Annotated in this window: 13 protein-coding genes; 7 read left to right on the forward strand and 6 right to left on the reverse strand. The window is 68.7% G+C overall.

Features of this window, described 5'->3' with window-relative positions:
- Positions 1–21 precede the first annotated feature (21 nt).
- The gene (locus tag CFB43_RS09875; protein WP_089494940.1) at positions 22–642 is read right to left on the reverse strand and encodes a TetR/AcrR family transcriptional regulator; all 621 of its coding nucleotides are present in this window, start codon (positions 640–642) and stop codon (positions 22–24) included.
- Between the two features lie 186 nt (positions 643–828).
- Here CFB43_RS09875 and CFB43_RS09880 point away from each other — a divergent pair, with 186 nt between their 5' ends.
- The 4 genes from CFB43_RS09880 (at position 829) to CFB43_RS09895 (ending at position 7,796) form a co-directional block, all read left to right on the forward strand.
- Positions 829–1,938, forward strand: coding sequence for an efflux RND transporter periplasmic adaptor subunit (locus CFB43_RS09880; RefSeq protein ID WP_089494941.1), 1,110 nt, complete (start codon positions 829–831; stop codon positions 1,936–1,938).
- Positions 1,935–5,081 (forward strand): efflux RND transporter permease subunit, encoded by a 3,147-nt coding sequence (locus tag CFB43_RS09885; protein ID WP_089494942.1) that lies wholly within the window; start codon positions 1,935–1,937, stop codon positions 5,079–5,081. Before CFB43_RS09880 ends, CFB43_RS09885 begins: the two co-directional genes overlap by 4 nt.
- Positions 5,082–5,083: 2 nt before the next feature.
- Positions 5,084–6,649 carry an efflux transporter outer membrane subunit gene (locus tag CFB43_RS09890; protein ID WP_089494943.1) on the forward strand — a complete coding sequence of 522 codons (1,566 nt, stop codon included), beginning with the start codon at positions 5,084–5,086 and terminating at the stop codon, positions 6,647–6,649.
- 118 nt (positions 6,650–6,767) lie between these two features.
- Positions 6,768–7,796 carry a MerR family transcriptional regulator gene (locus CFB43_RS09895; RefSeq protein WP_089494944.1) on the forward strand — a complete coding sequence of 343 codons (1,029 nt, stop codon included), beginning with the start codon at positions 6,768–6,770 and terminating at the stop codon, positions 7,794–7,796.
- A gap of 107 nt (positions 7,797–7,903) precedes the next feature.
- Here the strand turns inward: CFB43_RS09895 and CFB43_RS09900 are convergent, their stop codons facing one another.
- Positions 7,904–8,434 carry a M949_RS01915 family surface polysaccharide biosynthesis protein gene (locus CFB43_RS09900; RefSeq protein WP_089494945.1) on the reverse strand — a complete coding sequence of 177 codons (531 nt, stop codon included), beginning with the start codon at positions 8,432–8,434 and terminating at the stop codon, positions 7,904–7,906.
- Between the two features lie 81 nt (positions 8,435–8,515).
- On the reverse strand, positions 8,516–9,913 hold the full coding sequence (locus CFB43_RS09905; protein ID WP_179254815.1) for a sigma-54 interaction domain-containing protein: 1,398 nt from the start codon (positions 9,911–9,913) through the stop codon (positions 8,516–8,518).
- Between the two features lie 248 nt (positions 9,914–10,161).
- On the opposite strand from CFB43_RS09905, the gene CFB43_RS09910 reads away from it, so the two are divergent.
- Genes CFB43_RS09910 through CFB43_RS09920 form a run of 3 tightly spaced genes read left to right on the forward strand, consistent with a single transcriptional unit; the run spans position 10,162 to position 13,573 of the window.
- Entirely contained in the window at positions 10,162–11,046 is an 885-nt protein-coding gene (locus CFB43_RS09910) for an MBL fold metallo-hydrolase (RefSeq protein WP_089494947.1), read from the forward strand.
- A 34-nt stretch (positions 11,047–11,080) separates the two neighbouring features.
- Positions 11,081–12,748 (forward strand): bifunctional protein tyrosine phosphatase family protein/NAD(P)/FAD-dependent oxidoreductase, encoded by a 1,668-nt coding sequence (locus CFB43_RS09915; protein WP_089494948.1) that lies wholly within the window; start codon positions 11,081–11,083, stop codon positions 12,746–12,748.
- Positions 12,749–12,766: 18 nt separating this feature from the next.
- Complete coding sequence (locus tag CFB43_RS09920) at positions 12,767–13,573, forward strand: sulfite exporter TauE/SafE family protein (RefSeq protein ID WP_089494949.1); 807 nt, start codon at positions 12,767–12,769, stop codon at positions 13,571–13,573.
- Positions 13,574–13,750: 177 nt separating this feature from the next.
- Here CFB43_RS09920 and CFB43_RS09925 read toward each other — a convergent pair whose 3' ends face one another.
- Genes CFB43_RS09925 through CFB43_RS09935 form a run of 3 tightly spaced genes read right to left on the reverse strand, consistent with a single transcriptional unit; the run spans position 13,751 to position 16,652 of the window.
- A complete protein-coding gene (locus CFB43_RS09925; RefSeq protein ID WP_089431135.1) occupies positions 13,751–14,572 on the reverse strand; it encodes an ABC transporter permease subunit in 822 nt (273 codons plus the stop codon).
- On the reverse strand, positions 14,569–15,495 hold the full coding sequence (locus tag CFB43_RS09930) for an ABC transporter permease subunit (RefSeq protein WP_089494950.1): 927 nt from the start codon (positions 15,493–15,495) through the stop codon (positions 14,569–14,571). The genes CFB43_RS09925 and CFB43_RS09930 overlap by 4 nt, the downstream gene beginning before the upstream one ends.
- Positions 15,492–16,652: an ABC transporter ATP-binding protein gene (locus CFB43_RS09935; protein WP_089456287.1), complete on the reverse strand. Its 1,161-nt coding sequence runs from the start codon at positions 16,650–16,652 to the stop codon at positions 15,492–15,494. Before CFB43_RS09935 ends, CFB43_RS09930 begins: the two co-directional genes overlap by 4 nt.
- Positions 16,653–16,666: the final 14 nt, after the last annotated feature.

A 16,666-nucleotide genomic window follows, 5' to 3' on the forward strand; every position in this document is an offset into this window, starting at 1 on the left:
GGGTTCGAGGCCGGGGCCCGCTCAGTCCGGCGCGCGCCCGAGCACCACGCGCGCGAAGAATCCCGCCAGCACCGACTCGGCCACCTCGGCCGACACGTGCTGCGGATCGGCCGAGTAGTACGACTGCACGCCATCGCACAGGCACATCAGCCCGAACGCCAGCGTCTCCGCCGGCAGCAGCAGCGGCGTGCCCGCGCGTTCGGAGAAGCGCCGGATGAACTCCGCCATCTGCAGGCGCTTGCCATGCAGGAACTGGTTGAAGCGCACGCGGAATTTCGCGTCGCGCGCGGCCTGCAGCTTCGCCTCGCCCCACAGCAGCGAATATTCGTCGTCCTGAAACAGCGTCCGGTAATACGCGAGCGACATCGACTCCATCTGCTCGCGCGTTCCGCCCCCGTCGAAGATCGCCTGGAAATCGGCCTGCACCTCCGCGTGATCGCGCTCCAGCAATGCCAGCAACAGGTCGGACTTGCTGCGGAAATTCGAGTAGAACGCGCCGCGCGTATAGCCGGCCGCGGCCGCGATGTCTTCGACGCTCGCGGCGACAAAGCCTTTCTTCAGAAAAATACGGTGTGCGGCAATCAGCAGACGTTCGCGCGTCTGGTCCCTGCTCTGCTCGCGAGTTAAGCGCTGAGGTTTCATGGCGCGCAGTCTAGCACCCTTTCCCTTACGGATTCATCTTTGCATTCAGATACAGGTGTGTATTAGAATTCGCCACAGTTTCTGAAAGATGGTGTCCGCACGCCCGTGCCGGCGCCGCTCGGGGCAAGCGCCCGCCGCGCTTGCCGGCTTCGTTCCGCTCTCGCTCTCACCTCATCTGGGGGTTTCGTGAATCGCTCCGGTTCCCGCGTCGCGCTGCTGGTCGGCGCCGCGCTCGTCGTCGCCGCCTGTCATCCGAAAGAATCCGCGTCGCCCGCCCCGCGCCCCGTCGTCGCGCTGCCCGCCCATGCCGACGACGCTGCCGTCGCACGCACGCTCCCCGGCGAGATCCAGCCGCGCTACGCCACCCCGCTGTCGTTCCGCATCGCCGGCAAGATCATCGAGCGCAAGGTGCGCCTCGGCGATACGGTCAAGGTCGGCCAGGTCGTCGCGCTGCTCGATCCGTCCGACGTCGAGAAGAATGCCGCGAGCGCGCAGGCGCAACTCGATGCCGCGACGCACAGCCTCGCGTTCGCGAAGCAGCAGCTCGACCGCGATCGCGCGCAGGCGCGCGAGAACCTGATCGCGACCGCGCAGCTCGAGCAGACCGAGAACAGCTACACGTCGGCGCTCGCGCAGCGCGAGCAGGCGCAGCAGCAGCTCGCGCTCGCGAAGAACCAGCTCCGCTACGCGACGCTCGTCGCCGATCACGCGGGCTATATCACCGCCGAACAGGCCGACACCGGCCAGAACGTGTCGGCCGGCCAGGCCGTCTACCAGCTCGCGTGGTCCGGCGACGTCGACGTCGTCAGCGACGTGCCCGAGGCCGCGCTTGCATCGCTCACGCCGGGCCACGCGGCCACCGTCACGCTGCCGTCGCTGCCGGGCCGCCCGTTCGCCGCGAAAGTGCGCGAAATCGCACCGGCCGCCGATCCGCAAAGCCGCACGTATCGCGTGAAGCTCACGCTCGCCGCGCCCGACCCGGCGATTCGGCTCGGGATGACGGCCAGCGTCGCGTTCGACGGCGCACCGGCCGCCGGCGACGCGCAGTCGATCACGCTGCCCGCGACCGCGCTGTTCCACGACGGCCCGCAACCGGCCGTGTGGGTCGTGCGCACGAAGGACGACACGCTCGAGCTGCGCCGCGTCGACGTCGCGCGCTTCAACGAGCGCACGGTCACGGTGTCGCACGGGCTGCAGCCCGGCGAGCGCGTCGTGCTGCAGGGTGTGCATACGGTCAGCGCGGGCGAGAAGGTCCGCGCGATCGCGCCGCTGCATCCGGAGGACTTCGCATCGTGAGCGTTTCCTACGAAGAAGGCCGCTTCAACCTGTCGGCGTGGGCGCTGCGCCACCAGGCGCTGGTCGTCTACCTGATCGCGCTCGCGACGCTCGCGGGCATGCTTGCCTACACCCGCCTCGCGCAATCCGAAGACCCGCCGTTCACGTTCCGCGTGATGGTGATCCGCACGTTCTGGCCCGGCGCGACCGCGCGGCAGGTGCAGGAACAGGTCACCGACCGGATCGGCCGCAAGCTGCAGGAAACGCCCGCCATCGACTTCCTGCGCAGCTATTCGCGCCCCGGCGAATCGCTGATCTTCTTCACGATGAAGGATTCGGCGCCGGTGAAGGACGTGCCGGAAACCTGGTACCAGATCCGCAAGAAGGTCGGCGACATCGGCTATACGCTGCCGCCCGGCGTGCAGGGCCCGTTCTTCAACGACGAATTCGGCGACGTCTACACCAACATCTGGACGCTCGAAGGCGACGGCTTCACGCCCGCGCAGCTCCACGATTACGCCGACCAGTTGCGCACCGTGCTGCTGCGCGTGCCGGGTGTCGGCAAGGTCGACTATTTCGGCGACCCCGGCCAGCGGATCTTCATCGAGGTGAACAACGCGCAGCTCACGCGCCTCGGCATCTCGCCGCAGCAGCTCGGGCAGGCGATCAACGCGCAGAACGACATCTCGTCGGCCGGCACGCTGACGACCAGCGACGATCGTGTGTTCGTGCGGCCGAGCGGCCAGTTCGACAACGTCGACGCGATCGCCGACACGCTGATCCGCATCAACGGCCGCACGTTCCGGCTCGGCGATCTCGCGACGGTGAAGCGCGGCTACGACGATCCGGCCGTCACGCAGATGCGTGCGGGCGGCAAGGCGGTGCTCGGCATCGGCGTCACGATGCAGCCGGGCGGCGACGTGATCCGGCTCGGCAAGGCGCTCGACGCCGAATCGAAGGACCTGCAGGCGCAACTGCCGGCCGGCCTCAAGCTGACGCTGGTATCGAGCATGCCGCATGCGGTCGCGCATTCGGTCGACGACTTCCTCGAAGCCGTCGCCGAAGCCGTCGCGATCGTGCTGGTCGTGAGCCTCGTGTCGCTCGGCCTGCGCACCGGGATGGTGGTCGTGATCTCGATTCCGGTCGTGCTCGCGGTCACCGCCCTCTTCATGTACCTGTTCGACATCGGGCTGCACAAGGTGTCGCTCGGCACGCTCGTGCTCGCGCTCGGGCTGCTGGTCGACGACGCGATCATCGCGGTCGAGATGATGGCCGTGAAGCTCGAACAGGGCTACACCCGTGCCCGCGCCGCCGCGTTCGCCTATACGAGCACCGCGTTCCCGATGCTGACGGGCACGCTCGTCACCGTGTCGGGTTTCCTGCCGATCGCGCTCGCGAAATCGAGCACCGGCGAATACACGCGCTCGATCTTCGAGGTGTCGGCGATCGCCCTGATCGCATCGTGGTTCGCGGCGGTCGTGCTGATCCCGCTGCTCGGCTTCCACCTGCTGCCCGAGCGCAAGCGGCAGGCACATGAAGCGCACCTGCCCGACGACCACGAGCACGACATCTACGACACGCGCTTCTACCGGCGGCTGCGCGGCTGGATCGACTGGTGCATCGAACGGCGCTTCGTCGTGCTGCTGATCACGGGTGCGCTCTTCGTCGTCGCGCTGATGGGCTTCACGCTCGTGCCGCAGCAGTTCTTCCCGAGCTCCGACCGCCCCGAGCTGCTCGTCGACCTGCGGCTGCCCGAAGGCGCGTCGTTCGCGGCGACGCTGCGCGAGACCGAACGGCTCGAGAAAGCGATCGACAAGCGCCCCGAGATCGATCATTCGGTGAACTTCGTCGGCAGCGGCGCGCCGCGCTTCTACCTGCCGCTCGACCAGCAGCTTCAGCTGCCGAACTTCGCGCAGTTCGTGATCACCGCGAAATCGGTGAAGGACCGCGAGAAGCTCGCGGCCTGGCTCGAAACCACGTTGCGCGAGCAGTTCCCTGCCGTGCGTTCGCGGCTGTCGCGGCTCGAGAACGGCCCGCCGGTCGGCTATCCGGTGCAATTCCGCGTGAGCGGCGACAGCATCGCGACGGTGCGCTCGATCGCCGAGAAGGTCGCGGCGACGATGCGCGGCGACGCACGCACGGTCAACGTGCAGTTCGACTGGGACGAGCCGGCCGAGCGCTCGGTGCGCTTCGAGATCGACCAGAAGAAGGCGCGCGAGCTGAACGTCACGTCGCAGGACGTGTCGAGCTTCCTCGCGATGACGCTGTCCGGCACGACCGTCACGCAGTACCGCGAGCGCGACAAGCTGATCGCGGTCGACCTGCGCGCGCCGCGGGCGGATCGCGTCGATCCGGGCAAGCTCGCCGGCCTCGCGCTGCCGACCCCGAACGGCCCCGTGCCGCTCGGCTCGCTCGGCCGCTTCAAGCCGACGCTCGAATACGGCGTCGTGTGGGAGCGCGACCGCCAGCCGACCATCACCGTGCAATCGGACGTGCGCGCCGGCGCGCAGGGCATCGACGTCACCCATGCGGTCGACGCGAAGCTGAACACGTTGCGCGCGCAACTGCCGGTCGGCTATCAGATCAACATCGGCGGCTCGGTCGAGGAAAGCGCGAAGGCGCAGAAGTCGATCAACGCGCAGATGCCGCTGATGGCGATCGCCGTGTTCACGCTGCTGATGATCCAGCTGCAGAGCTTCTCGCGCGTGCTCATGGTCGTGCTGACCGCGCCGCTCGGGCTGATCGGCGTGGTCGCGACGCTGCTGCTGTTCGGCCAGCCGTTCGGCTTCGTCGCGATGCTCGGCGTGATCGCGATGTTCGGGATCATCATGCGCAACTCGGTGATCCTCGTCGACCAGATCGAGCAGGACATCGCAGCCGGCCACGGCCGCGTCGACGCGATCATCGGCGCAACCGTGCGGCGCTTCCGCCCGATCACGCTGACGGCCGCGGCCGCCGTGCTCGCGCTGATCCCGCTGCTGCGCTCGAACTTCTTCGGGCCGATGGCGACCGCGCTGATGGGCGGCATCACGAGCGCGACCGTGCTGACGCTGTTCTACCTGCCCGCGCTGTATGCGACGTGGTTCCGCGTGAAGCACGACGAACGCGACCCGCAGGACGGCCCGCCGCCTGGCGGCACGCCTGCCGCGCCGTCGGGAGCCTGACCATGGATCGATCGATGAACCTGAAAACCCAAGCCGTGCGGGCACTCGCGGTGGCGAGCCTCGCCGGCCCGCTCGCGGGCTGCGCCTGGTTCGCGCCGAGCGGCGAGCCGCCCGCGATGCCGTCGCCCGCGCACTACGGCGCCACGCCGCAAGTGCAGCAGACCGTGTCCGCGCAAGGCGTCACGCAGCAGTTCGAGGTCGGCGCGAAGCCGGTGCCCGACTGGTGGAAGCAGTACCGCTCCGACGCGCTGAACGCGCTCGTCGACGAAGGGCTGCGCAACAGCCCGACGTTGAGCGCGGCATCCCACTCGCTCGATGCCGCGCGCGAACAGTTGCGCGGGCAGATCGGCAGCTCGATGCTGCCGTCGATCGACGCGGGCGGCCAGGCCACACGCCAGCGTGCGCTCGGCGTGCCGATTCCCGCGCTCGGAGCGCCGACGCTGCTGTACGACACGTTCGTCGGGCAACTGCAGGCGAGCTACACGATCGACCTGTTCGGCGCGTCGCGTTTCGCGAACCGCGCGCTGGCGCGCCGCGTCGACGTCAGCGCGTTCCAGCTCGACTCCGCACGGCGCGCGCTGGCCGCGAACATCGTCACCGCATCGATCACGGTGTCGGTGCTGAATGCGCAGATCAATACGACCGAGCGGCTCGTCGCGCTCGCCAACGACCAGGCGCACGATGCCGAACGCCGTTACGCGCTCGGATCGGCGTCGCGCAGCGACGCGCTGAACGCGCGGCAAAGCGCCGACACGTTCGCGGCGAGCCTGCCCGCGCTGCGCCAGCAGCGCGACTCGGCACGCCACGCGCTCGCGGTGCTGGTCGGCCGCACGCCTGACCAGCCGCCAGCCGATCTGACGCTCGCCGATCTGCACCTGCCCGAGCAGGTGCCCGTCGTCGTGCCGTCGGACCTGCTGCAAAGCCGCCCGGACATCCAGGCGGCCGACGCGGGGCTGAAGGCGGCCGCGGCCGAAGTGGGCCTCGCGACCGCGCAGATGTTCCCGCAGCTGTCGCTGTCGGCCGCGATGGGCAAAGGCGGCTTCAGTTGGCCGACGATGCTGTCGGGCGCCGGCGCGATCTGGAACGTCGGCGCGTCGCTGAGCCAGCCGATCTTCCATGGCGGCGCGCTGCTCGCGCAGCGCCGCGCGGCGAAGGCGACCTACGAGGCCGCCGTCGACCAGTACAAGCAGGCCGTGCTCGGCGCATTCCAGAACGTCGCCGATTCGCTCGCCGCGCTCGAGCACGATGCGGAGGCGCTCGATGCATCGTCCCGTGCCGCGCTGTCCGCGCGCGGTGCGTACGACGACGCGGCGGCCCGCGTGCGGCTCGGCGCGCTGCCGCCGTCGGCCGCGCGCGCCAGCGAGCTGCAGTACCGCAACGCACGGCTCGACGAGATCCGCGCGACCGGCGCACGGTTCGCGGACACCGCGCGGCTTTACCAGGCAATGGGCACGCCGCCGGTCGACAAGGCCGGCCAGTCCGGGAAGACCGGCAACGCGGCCGACGCTTCCGCCACCGGCCAGCAAGCGCGCGCCACCGGCGCCGACACCCCGCCGTTGCCGCAATAAGCCCGCCCTGCGATCGGGTGCGCGGAATTCCCCCGCGCACCCGATTCCCGATCTTCCGCTTGACCCTCACGTAGCGTAACGTTCGAGACTCCCGTGTGCGACCCGAATGGAGGAACGAATGCGACTGAAAGTGGGAGAACTGGCGAAACGCAGCGGGCTGACCGTCCGCACGCTTCATCACTATCACGCGATCGGTCTGCTGACGCCTTCGGCGCGCGCCGACAACGGCTACCGGCTGTACGACCGCCACGACATCGCCCGGCTCCATCAGATCCAGGCGCTGCGTCGCTTCGGCCTGTCGCTCACCGAAATCGGCGACCACTTGAACCAGCCCGACACGCCGCTCGTCGAGATCGTCGCGAAGCAGATCGCGCTGCTCGACCGTCAGCTCGCGCAGACCGCGCAGTTGCGCGAGCGGCTCGTGAACCTGCACGCGCAGCTCGCTGCGGGCACGGAGCCGGAGCTGGCCGATTGGCTCACCACACTGGAGTTGATGACCGTGTACGACAAATACTTTTCCGAGGAAGAACTCGCGCGCCTGCCGATGTACCAGAAGAGCCAGACGGGCGACGCCGAATGGATCGCACTCGTCGATGAAGTTCGCGCGCTGCACGACGCGGGCGTGCCCGCCGAGGACGAACGCACCCGTGCGCTCGCCAGCCGCTGGATGGCGCTGCTCGTGCGCGACACGAACAACGATCCGCGGCTGCTGGCGAAGCTGAACCTGATGCACGAACACGAACCGGCGATGCAGTCGAAGATCGGCATTTCGACCGCGCTGCGCGACTATGTGTTGCGCGCGTCGTCGGAAACCAAGATGAGGATCTTCGAGAAGTATCTTGCGCCGGACGAGATCCGCTTCATGCGGGCCCACTACGGCGAAAGCGCGATGGCATGGCCGCAACTGATGGGCGACGTGCGCGACGCGATCGATGCGGGCGCCCGGCCGGATTCACCGGAAGGCCGCGCGCTCGCGCAGCGCTGGCTCACGCTGTTCTGCAGCTATGCGGGTAACGATCCGGCCACGCATGCGAAATTCCGCCAGGCGATGATGAACGAGCCGTCGCTGACGAAGGATTCGTGGATCGACGACACGTTGATCGGCTTCGTGCGGGAGGCGATGGCGCAGCTGGCGCCGGCGCGCTGAGCAACGTGAGTGCGTGACCGTGCGGGCGGCAGGCGAGTTTTCCGCGTGCCGCCCGTTTCACCGACCGGGGCCCGTCGCACGCACCGTCGCAATCGCCCAGCGCATGGCTACCGATAGTCGCGCACGCTGATCCCGTGCCAGTGCTTCGTCATGTAGCGCAGAAACTCGGGTTGGGCTTTCAGGTCCGCATTCGGCACGGGCGCCGCGCCGCCGTCCATGAACTTGCCGTTGACCGTGACCGTCTCCTCGCCGCGCAGCACGTACTTCGTGCCCTGGTCGATCAGGAAGTATTTGACCTGGTCGGCGCTGACGTCGCCGCGACAGCCGATCTTGTACGCGAACAGGAACTGCTTGCGGCCGGTGCCGAGCAGGTCGCGCATTTCGATCGACGCGGGGACGACGTCGAGAATCACGTCGACCGGGCAGGCCTTCACGTAGTCGCGCACGGTCCAGTCGGGCCGGCCGTCAAGCGTCGCGGCGACCTTGAGTTCGACGTCGTCGCCGGACTCGGTTCTCGCGAGCGTCACCGCATGCACGCCGGCCGCGTCGGTCCACGTGTACTCGGCGGCGGCCTGCGCCAGGTTGCACAGCGCAGTGGCGGCAAGAAACAGGCAAGGCGAAAGGAAGCGGCTCTTCATCGGCGAAGTGGGGGCTGGATTGAACGCGTCATTATCGACAAAGCCGCTTGCCACTGCCAGCCACCCGTCGCATGCGCCCGTTCAGCGCTCGCGCGCCCCGAGCCCGAGCGCCTTCATCCGCCGGTACAACGTCCGCTCGCTCATTCCGACCTGCTCGGCGAGCGCCTTGCGCGTGCCGTCGAACGTGCGCGCGATCCGCACGAGTTCCGCATCCGACACGCCGCGCGCATCGACAGCCCGGTCCTGCGGCGCGGCCGATGCGGCGACCAGCTCGGCCGGCAGATGCTCGATCCGGATCGTCCCGTCGTCCGCGAACAGGCACGCGCGTTCGAGCACGTTGCGCAGCTCGCGGATATTGCCCGGCCACGCGTACGCATCGAGACACGCGAGCGCGCGCTCGGTCAGCACGAACGGCCGGGCCGCGAACGGCCGCGCGCCCGCGTCGCCCGCGCTGGCGCGCGTGTTCGCGATCCGCCGCAGGATCGACTCGGCCAGCAGCGCGACGTCCCCGCGCCGCTCGCGCAGCGCCGGCAACGGAATCGGAAACGCGTTGATCCGGTAGTAGAGGTCCTGCCGGAACCGGCCGTCGTCGATCATCTCGCGCAGCGGCTTGTGCGTGGCCGCGACCAGCCGGAAATCCGCGCGCAGCGCCTCGACGCCGCCGACGCGGCGGAACGTGCCCGACTCGATCAGGCGCAGCAGCTTCACTTGCATCGGCAGCGGCACGTCGCCGATCTCGTCGAGAAACAGCGTGCCGCCCTGCGCGGTCTCGACGAGGCCCGGCTTGCGCTGGTTCGCGCCGGTGAACGCGCCCTTCTCGTAACCGAACAGCTCGCTCTCGAACAGCGTCTCGGCGATCCCCGAACAATCGACGACGACGAACGGCCCCATCGCGCGGTCGCTCGCCTCGTGCAGCGCGCGGGCGAACAGCTCCTTGCCGGTGCCCGATTCGCCGAGCAGCAGCACCGGCAGCATCGAGGGCGCGACGCGCTGCAGTGCGCCGAGCGCCGCATTGAACGCGTCGGCGCCGCCGACGAGCCCTTCCGCGCTCGGCTGCGCGGATGCGCTGCGCACCGTCGTCAGCCGCTCGACATAGGCGATCACGTTGCCGTCGGCATCGAAGATCGGCCGCAATTCGACGTCGACATGCTCGGGGCCGCGCGGCGTGTGGTGGATATGCAGCACGCGGTTCAGCCCGCGCGATTCGAGCGCCTGCTTCATCGGGCAATGCTCGCCCGCCTGGTCGCACGGCACGTCGTAGTGATGCGAGACCTGGAAGCAGTGCCGGCCCACATGCTCGACGCCCGCGACGCCGAACTGGCGCCGGTACGCATCGTTCGCCGCGAGGATGCGGTAGTCGGGATCGACGACGATCATCGGCTGCGGATCCTGCTCGAGATACGCGACCAGCGCGCGCACGTCGGGCATGACGTCGTGGCGCGGCGCGGGGACGATCGGGATGGTGTCGTGCGGATTCATGCGGACGCTCGGTGAAGGGGCGGACTGACAAACTGCCAGACGGACTGCCAATTCTGCCACGACACTGCCAGATGTGGCAGTCGGCAGCAGCAACCGGATGCCGCCGACACCGGCGCATCACCGCGGCCGCACCGAAAACCCGAGCCGAATCAAGTCCCTGGCGGATCGGCGGCGCTGCGATACAGGCTGGCACGCTTCTTGAGTTACCCATCCCGATTGCAGATGCAGAACCCGATCGAGGACACCCCGTGAGCCATGCCACCACGCTGTCGGTCGAAGGCTTTTTCGACCCGGCAACCCACACCGTCAGCTATCTGCTGCTCGATACCGCGAGCCGCGCGTGCGCGTTGATCGACAGCGTGCTCGACTACGACCCGAAATCCGGCCGCACGCACACCGCGAGCGCCGACCGGCTGATCGCCCGCGTCGCCGAGCTCGGCGCGGACGTGCACTGGCTGCTGGAAACCCACGTGCACGCCGACCACCTGTCGGCCGCGCCGTACCTGAAGGAACACGTCGGCGGCCGGATCGCGATCGGCTCGCACGTGCGCCGCGTGCAGCACGTGTTCGGCACGCTGTTCAACGCGGGCCCCGGCTTCGCACAGGACGGCCGCCAGTTCGACCGGCTGCTCGACGACGGCGACACGCTCGTGCTCGGCGCGCTGACGATCCGCGCGCTGCATACGCCGGGCCACACGCCCGCATGCATGACCTACTGCATCGATGACGCGACACAGCGCGCGGCATTCGTCGGCGACACGCTGTTCATGCCCGACTACGGCACGGCCCGCTGCGATTTCCCCGGCGGCGACGCACGCACGCTGTACCGCTCGATCGCGCGCGTGCTCGGCCTGCCGCCCGACACGCGCCTGTACCTGTGCCACGACTACCAGCCGGGCGGCCGCGACGTGCAGTTCGAGACGACCGTGGCCGAGCAGCGCCGCGCGAACGTGCACGTGAAGGACGGTGTGACCGAGGACGATTTCGTCGCGATGCGCACCGCGCGCGACGCCACGCTCGCGATGCCCGTGCTGATGCTGCCGTCCGTGCAGGTCAACATGCGCGCCGGCCACCTGCCCGAGCCCGAAGACAACGGCGTGCGCTACCTCAAGATCCCGCTCGACGCGATCTGAGCGACACGCCCCGCCCCATCCGGAGACACCCGACATGACCATCCGCAAGCTGACCGACACGCTGTCGGTCTCGCCGCAGATCGCGGCGGCCGACCTGCCCGCGCTTCACGCGGCCGGCATCCGCGCGATCATCTGCAACCGCCCCGACGGCGAAGGCCCCGACCAGCCGACCGTCACCGAGATCCGCGCGGCCGCCGCGCCGCTCGGCATCGACGTGCATTACCTGCCGGTCGATACCGGCAAGGTGACCGACGATCAGGCCGCGCAGTTCGGCGCGCTCGTCGCGTCACTTGAAGGGCCGGTGCTCGCGTACTGCCGCAGCGGCACCCGCTCGGCCACGCTGTGGGCGCTGTCGCAAGCCGGCATGCGCCCGCTGAACGACATCGTCGCGACGGCCGCTGCGGCCGGCTACGACCTGCACGCGATCGCCTCACGCGTCGCGCAAGGCGGCAGGCAGGCGGCACCGGCCGTCGACGCGCGGCACGACATCGTGATCGTCGGCGCGGGCGCAGCAGGCATCGCGGTTGCATCGAGCCTGCTCGCGCGTGACGCATCGCTCGACATCGCCGTAATCGATCCGGCCGACGTCCACTACTACCAGCCGGGGTGGACGATGGTCGGCGCGGGCGTATTCCGGCCCGAGACCACCGCGCGCCGGATGACCGACGTGCTGCCGCGCGGCGTGCACCGGATCCAGGCCGCCGTCGCGGGCTTCGAGCCCGACGCGCACACGGTCGTGCTCGACGGCTGCCGCCGCATCGGCTATCGCAAGCTCGTCGTGTGCCCGGGGCTCAAGCTCGACTGGCACGGGATCGAAGGTCTCGCCGACACGCTCGGCCGCAACGGCGTCACGTCGAACTACCGCTACGATCTCGCGCCGTACACGTGGGAACTCGTTCGCGCATTCCGCGGCGGCAACGCGCTCTTCACGCAGCCGCCGATGCCGATCAAGTGCGCGGGCGCGCCGCAGAAGGCGATGTACCTGTCGTGCGACCACTGGCGGCGCGCGGGCCGCCTCGAGGCCGCGAACGTCGAGTTCCTGAATGCGGGCGCCGCGTTGTTCGGCGTCGCCGACTACGTGCCCGCGCTGATGGAATACGTGAAAAGCTACGACATCGCGCTGTCGTTCGGCCACAACCTCGTCGCGATCGACGGGCCCGCGCGCCGCGCGACGTTCGCGCGCGCGCTGCCGGACGGCGGCAAGGAAACCGTCGTGCGTGCGTTCGACATGATCCACGTCGTGCCGCCGCAGAAGGCGCCCGACTTCGTGCGGTCGAGCCCGCTCGCCGACGCGGCCGGCTGGATCGACGTCGATCCGGCGACACTGCGGCACAAGCAGTATCCGGACGTCTACGCGCTCGGCGACGCCACCAACACGACCAACGCGAAAACGGCCGCGGCCGCCCGCAAGCAGGCGCCGGTGGTCGCGCACAACCTGCTCGCATCGCTCGGCCGCGCGCACGGCGACGCCGCGTACGACGGCTACGGCTCGTGCCCGCTTACCGTCGAGCGCGGCAAGATCGTGCTCGCCGAGTTCCTGTACGGCGGCAAGGTCGCGCCGACCTTCCCCGCGTGGCTGATCGACGGCAAGCGCCCGTCGCGGCTCGCGTGGCTGCTCAAGGAGCGCGTGCTGCCGCCGCTTTACTGGAAGGCGATGCTCAAGGGCCGCGAATGGCTCGCGAAGCCCACGATCGCACGTTGACCGGAGCCCGCTGACGTCATGCTGATTTCCCTCGTACTAGGCGGTTTCGTCGGTGCCGTGCTCGGCCTGACCGGCGCCGGCGGCGGCATCCTCGCGGTGCCGGCGCTCGTCGTCGGCATGAGCTGGCCGATGCAGCAGGCCACGCCCGTCGCGCTCGTCGCGGTGGCCGGTAGCGCCGCGCTCGGCGCGCTCGAAGGGTTCCGCCGCGGGCTCGTGCGCTATCGCGCGGCGCTGCTGATGGCCGTGGCCGGCGTGCCGCTGACCACGCTCGGCGTGCGGCTCGCGCACGTGCTGCCGCAACGCCTGCTGCTCGCACTGTTCGCGCTGACGATGCTGGTCGTCGCCGGCCGCCTGTTGTTGCAGGCGCTGCGGCACGCGCCGGTCGACGCGGAAGCGTCCCCGCTGTGCGTCGGCCGCATCAACCCCGATACCGGCCGGCTCGTGTGGTCCTGGCCGGTTGGCGTCGCGCTGGCGTCGACCGGCGCGATGACGGGCCTGATGACGGGCTTGCTCGGCGTCGGCGGCGGCTTCGTGATCGTGCCGATGCTGCGCAAGTTCACGAACGTGTCGATGCACGGCGTCGTCGCGACGTCGCTGATGGTGATCGCGCTCGTCGGCACCGGCGGCGTGTTCGCGACGCTCGTGTCTGGCACGCGCGCACCGCTCGACGTGACGCTGTGGTTCACCGTCGCGACCGCGCTCGGCATGGCCGCCGGCCGCGGCGCGTCGCGCCACCTCGCCGCGCGGCACGTGCAGGCCGGGTTCGCGGCCGTGCTCGTGTGCGTCGCGCTCGGGCTGCTGGCGAAGGCGGCGTTCGGCGCGTAAGGCGGCGCGCGACCGGGCGCGGGAATCGAACCCGCGTCCCGTCTACGATGCCGTTCATCTGTCGCAATCGCGTATAGACCGGCACCGATCCACACGCAGCGCCACCCAAACAAAACGCCCGGCCCGACTCGTCGTCGGCACCGGGCGTTTTTTACGGCAGCAATCCCAACCCGAACGTCAGGCCGCGAACCCCGCCATCCGCTTGCGCTCCTGGCGCAGCATCACGAAGTTCGCGATCACGACCCCGGCCGTCACCGCGACAATGAACAGCGTCGCGAGCGCATTCATCTCCGGGTTCAGCCCCAGCCTCACACGCGAGAACACCACGAGCGGCAGCGTCGTCGAGCCGGGGCCCGACAGGAACGCCGACAGCACGAGGTCGTCGATCGACAGCGTGAACGACAGCAGCCAGCCCGCGATCAGCGCCTGCGAGATCAGTGGCAGCGTGATCGTGAAGAACACCTTCAGCGGCGTCGCGCCGAGATCGAGCGCGGCTTCTTCCAGCGACGGGTTCAGCTCGCGCACACGCGACTGCACGATGATCGCGACGTACGAGATGCACAGCATCACGTGGCCGAGCCAGATCGTGAACACGCCGCGCTCGGCCGGCCAGCCGATCCACTTCGCCAGCTCGATGAACAGCAGCAGCAGCGAGATCCCCTGGATCACCTCGGGAATCACGAGCGGCGCGTTGATCATCCCGCTGAACAGCGCGAAGCCGCGGAAGCGCCCCATCCGCGCGAGCACGAAGCCGGCCCACGTGCCGATGAACACCGACGCGAACGCGGTCAGCACGCCGATCTTCAGCGACAGCCACGCGGCCGTCAGCAGCTCGTCGTCCTCGACGAGCGCCGCGTACCAGCGGAACGAGAAGCCCGACCACACGGTGACGAGCTTCGACTCGTTGAACGAATAGACGATCAGGCTGATGATCGGGATGTACAGGAACGCGAAGCCGGCAAACAGCGCCGCGAACTGCAGGTAACGATTCGGCTTCATCGGCGGCCTCCCTGCTCCTTCGCCTGGAAGTGCTGGAACATCGCCATCGGCACGAGCAGCAGCAGCACCATCGCGCAGGTCACCGCCGACGCCATCGGCCAGTCCGCGTTGTTGAAGAACTCGTTCCACATCACGCGGCCGATCATCAGCGTGTTCGCGCCGCCGAGCAGTTCGGGAATCACGTACTCGCCGACCGCCGGGATGAACACGAGCAGGCAGCCCGCGATGATCCCGTTCTTCGACAGCGGCAGCGTGATCTGCACGAACGCCTTCCACGGCTTGGCGCCGAGGTCGTACGCGGCTTCGAGCAGGCGCAGGTCCATCTTCACGAGGTGGGCGTAGAGCGGCATCACGAGGAACGGCAGGTACGAGTACACCATCCCGATGTACACCGCGTAGTTGGTGCGATACAGCTCGATCGGCGTATGCGTGAGCCCGATCCACATCAGGAAGTTGTTCAGCAGCCCGTTGTTCTTCAGGATGCCGATCCACGCATACACGCGAATCAGGAACGATGTCCAGAACGGCAGCATCACGCCCATCATCAGCAGGTTGCGGGTAGCCGGGTTCGAGCGCGCGATGTAGTACGCCATCGGATAGCCGATCAGCAGACACAGCAGCGTCGTGATCGCGGCCACCCACACCGAATTCACGTAGGTCGCGAAATACAGGCTGTCCGTGAACAGGAACGCGTAGTGCGACAGGTTCAGCGCGACATGTACGACGCCGTCCGCGTACGACGCGAGCTCCGTGTACGGCGGAATGCCAAGCTGCAGCTCCGCGAAACTGATCTTGACGACCAGCGCGAACGGCACGAGGAAGAACAGCACGAGCCACGTGAACGGCCCGGCGACAACCGCCGTGGCGCCCGTCAGGTTGAAGCGCCGCACCGGCCACTCGAGCAGGGACTTGAACGCGGTCATGACGTCAGCACCACGCCGGCCGTCGCGCTCCAGCGCACGTAGATCTCGTCGCCGAGCGCCGGCGTCTCGAGCTCCGAAATCGCGAGGCTCGACACGTTCGCGATCACCGTCTTGCCGCCGTCGAGCTTCACGTGATACAGCGAGTAGCCGCCCATGTAGGCGACGTTGCTGATCCGGCCGCGCGCCCAGTTGAACGCGCCTTCGGGCGGCTTGCGCGTGAGCGCGATCCGTTCGGGGCGCACCGACACGGTGACCGGCATCCCGAGCGGGCCCGAGATCCCGTGACTCACGTACAGCCGGCTCGGCAGCTCCGGCGACTCGATGTACACGTGGTCGGGCTCGTCCTCGACGGTCACGCCGTCGAACAGGTTCGTCGAGCCGATGAATTCGGCCGAGAAGCGGCTGTTCGGATATTCGTACACCTCGTTCGGCGAGCCGATCTGCACGATCTGCCCTTCGCTCATCACCGCGAGGCGATTGGCCATCGTCATCGCTTCTTCCTGGTCGTGCGTGACCATGATGCAGGTGACGCCGACCTTGTTCAGGATGTTGACGAGCTCGATCTGCGTGCGCTGGCGGATCTGCTTGTCGAGCGCGGACATCGGCTCGTCGAGCAGCAGCAGCTTCGGCCGCTTGACCAGCGAGCGCGCGAGCGCGACGCGCTGCTGCTGGCCGCCGGACAGCTGATGCGGCTTGCGCTTCGCGTACTTGCTCATCTGCACGAGTTCGAGCGCCGAAGCGACGCGCTCTTTCAGCTCGGCCTTCGGCGTGCCTTCCTGCTTGAGACCGAACGCGACGTTCGACTCGACCGACATGTGCGGGAACAGCGCATACGACTGGAACATCATGTTCACGGGCCGCTTGTACGGCGGCATCTGCGCGAGGTCCTCGCCGTCGATCAGGATCTTGCCCGACGTGACCGTCTCGAGGCCCGCGAGCATCCGCAACAACGTCGACTTGCCGCAGCCCGAGCTGCCGAGCAGCGCGAACAGCTCGCCCTGGCGCACGGTCAGGTTGACGCTGCGCACGGCTTCGGTGTCGCCGAATTTCTTGACGACGTCGACGATCTGGACAAAGGACTCGGCGCGCGCATCGGCGCCGGAGGAGGAAACGGAGGACGGCGCGCCCGCGACCGGCGCACCCGACTGGCTATTCATGATGTGCTGCTTCT

The sequence above is a fragment of the Burkholderia sp. AU15512 genome, assembly GCF_002223325.1.
GTDB lineage: Bacteria > Pseudomonadota > Gammaproteobacteria > Burkholderiales > Burkholderiaceae > Burkholderia.

Bases quoted from the DNA above. Each gene is read 5' to 3' on its own strand.
- CFB43_RS09875 (WP_089494940.1), bottom strand. From the start codon at position 642: ATGAAACCTCAGCGCTTAACTCGCGAGCAGAGCAGGGACCAGACGCGC.
- CFB43_RS09890 (WP_089494943.1), top strand. From the start codon at position 5,084: ATGGATCGATCGATGAACCTGAAAACCCAAGCCGTGCGGGCACTCGCG.
- CFB43_RS09895 (WP_089494944.1), top strand. From the start codon at position 6,768: ATGCGACTGAAAGTGGGAGAACTGGCGAAACGCAGCGGGCTGACCGTC.
- CFB43_RS09900 (WP_089494945.1), bottom strand. From the start codon at position 8,434: ATGAAGAGCCGCTTCCTTTCGCCTTGCCTGTTTCTTGCCGCCACTGCG.
- CFB43_RS09905 (WP_179254815.1), bottom strand. From the start codon at position 9,913: ATGAATCCGCACGACACCATCCCGATCGTCCCCGCGCCGCGCCACGAC.
- CFB43_RS09915 (WP_089494948.1), top strand. From the start codon at position 11,081: ATGACCATCCGCAAGCTGACCGACACGCTGTCGGTCTCGCCGCAGATC.
- CFB43_RS09920 (WP_089494949.1), top strand. From the start codon at position 12,767: ATGCTGATTTCCCTCGTACTAGGCGGTTTCGTCGGTGCCGTGCTCGGC.
- CFB43_RS09925 (WP_089431135.1), bottom strand. From the start codon at position 14,572: ATGAAGCCGAATCGTTACCTGCAGTTCGCGGCGCTGTTTGCCGGCTTC.
- CFB43_RS09930 (WP_089494950.1), bottom strand. From the start codon at position 15,495: ATGACCGCGTTCAAGTCCCTGCTCGAGTGGCCGGTGCGGCGCTTCAAC.
- CFB43_RS09935 (WP_089456287.1), bottom strand. From the start codon at position 16,652: ATGAATAGCCAGTCGGGTGCGCCGGTCGCGGGCGCGCCGTCCTCCGTT.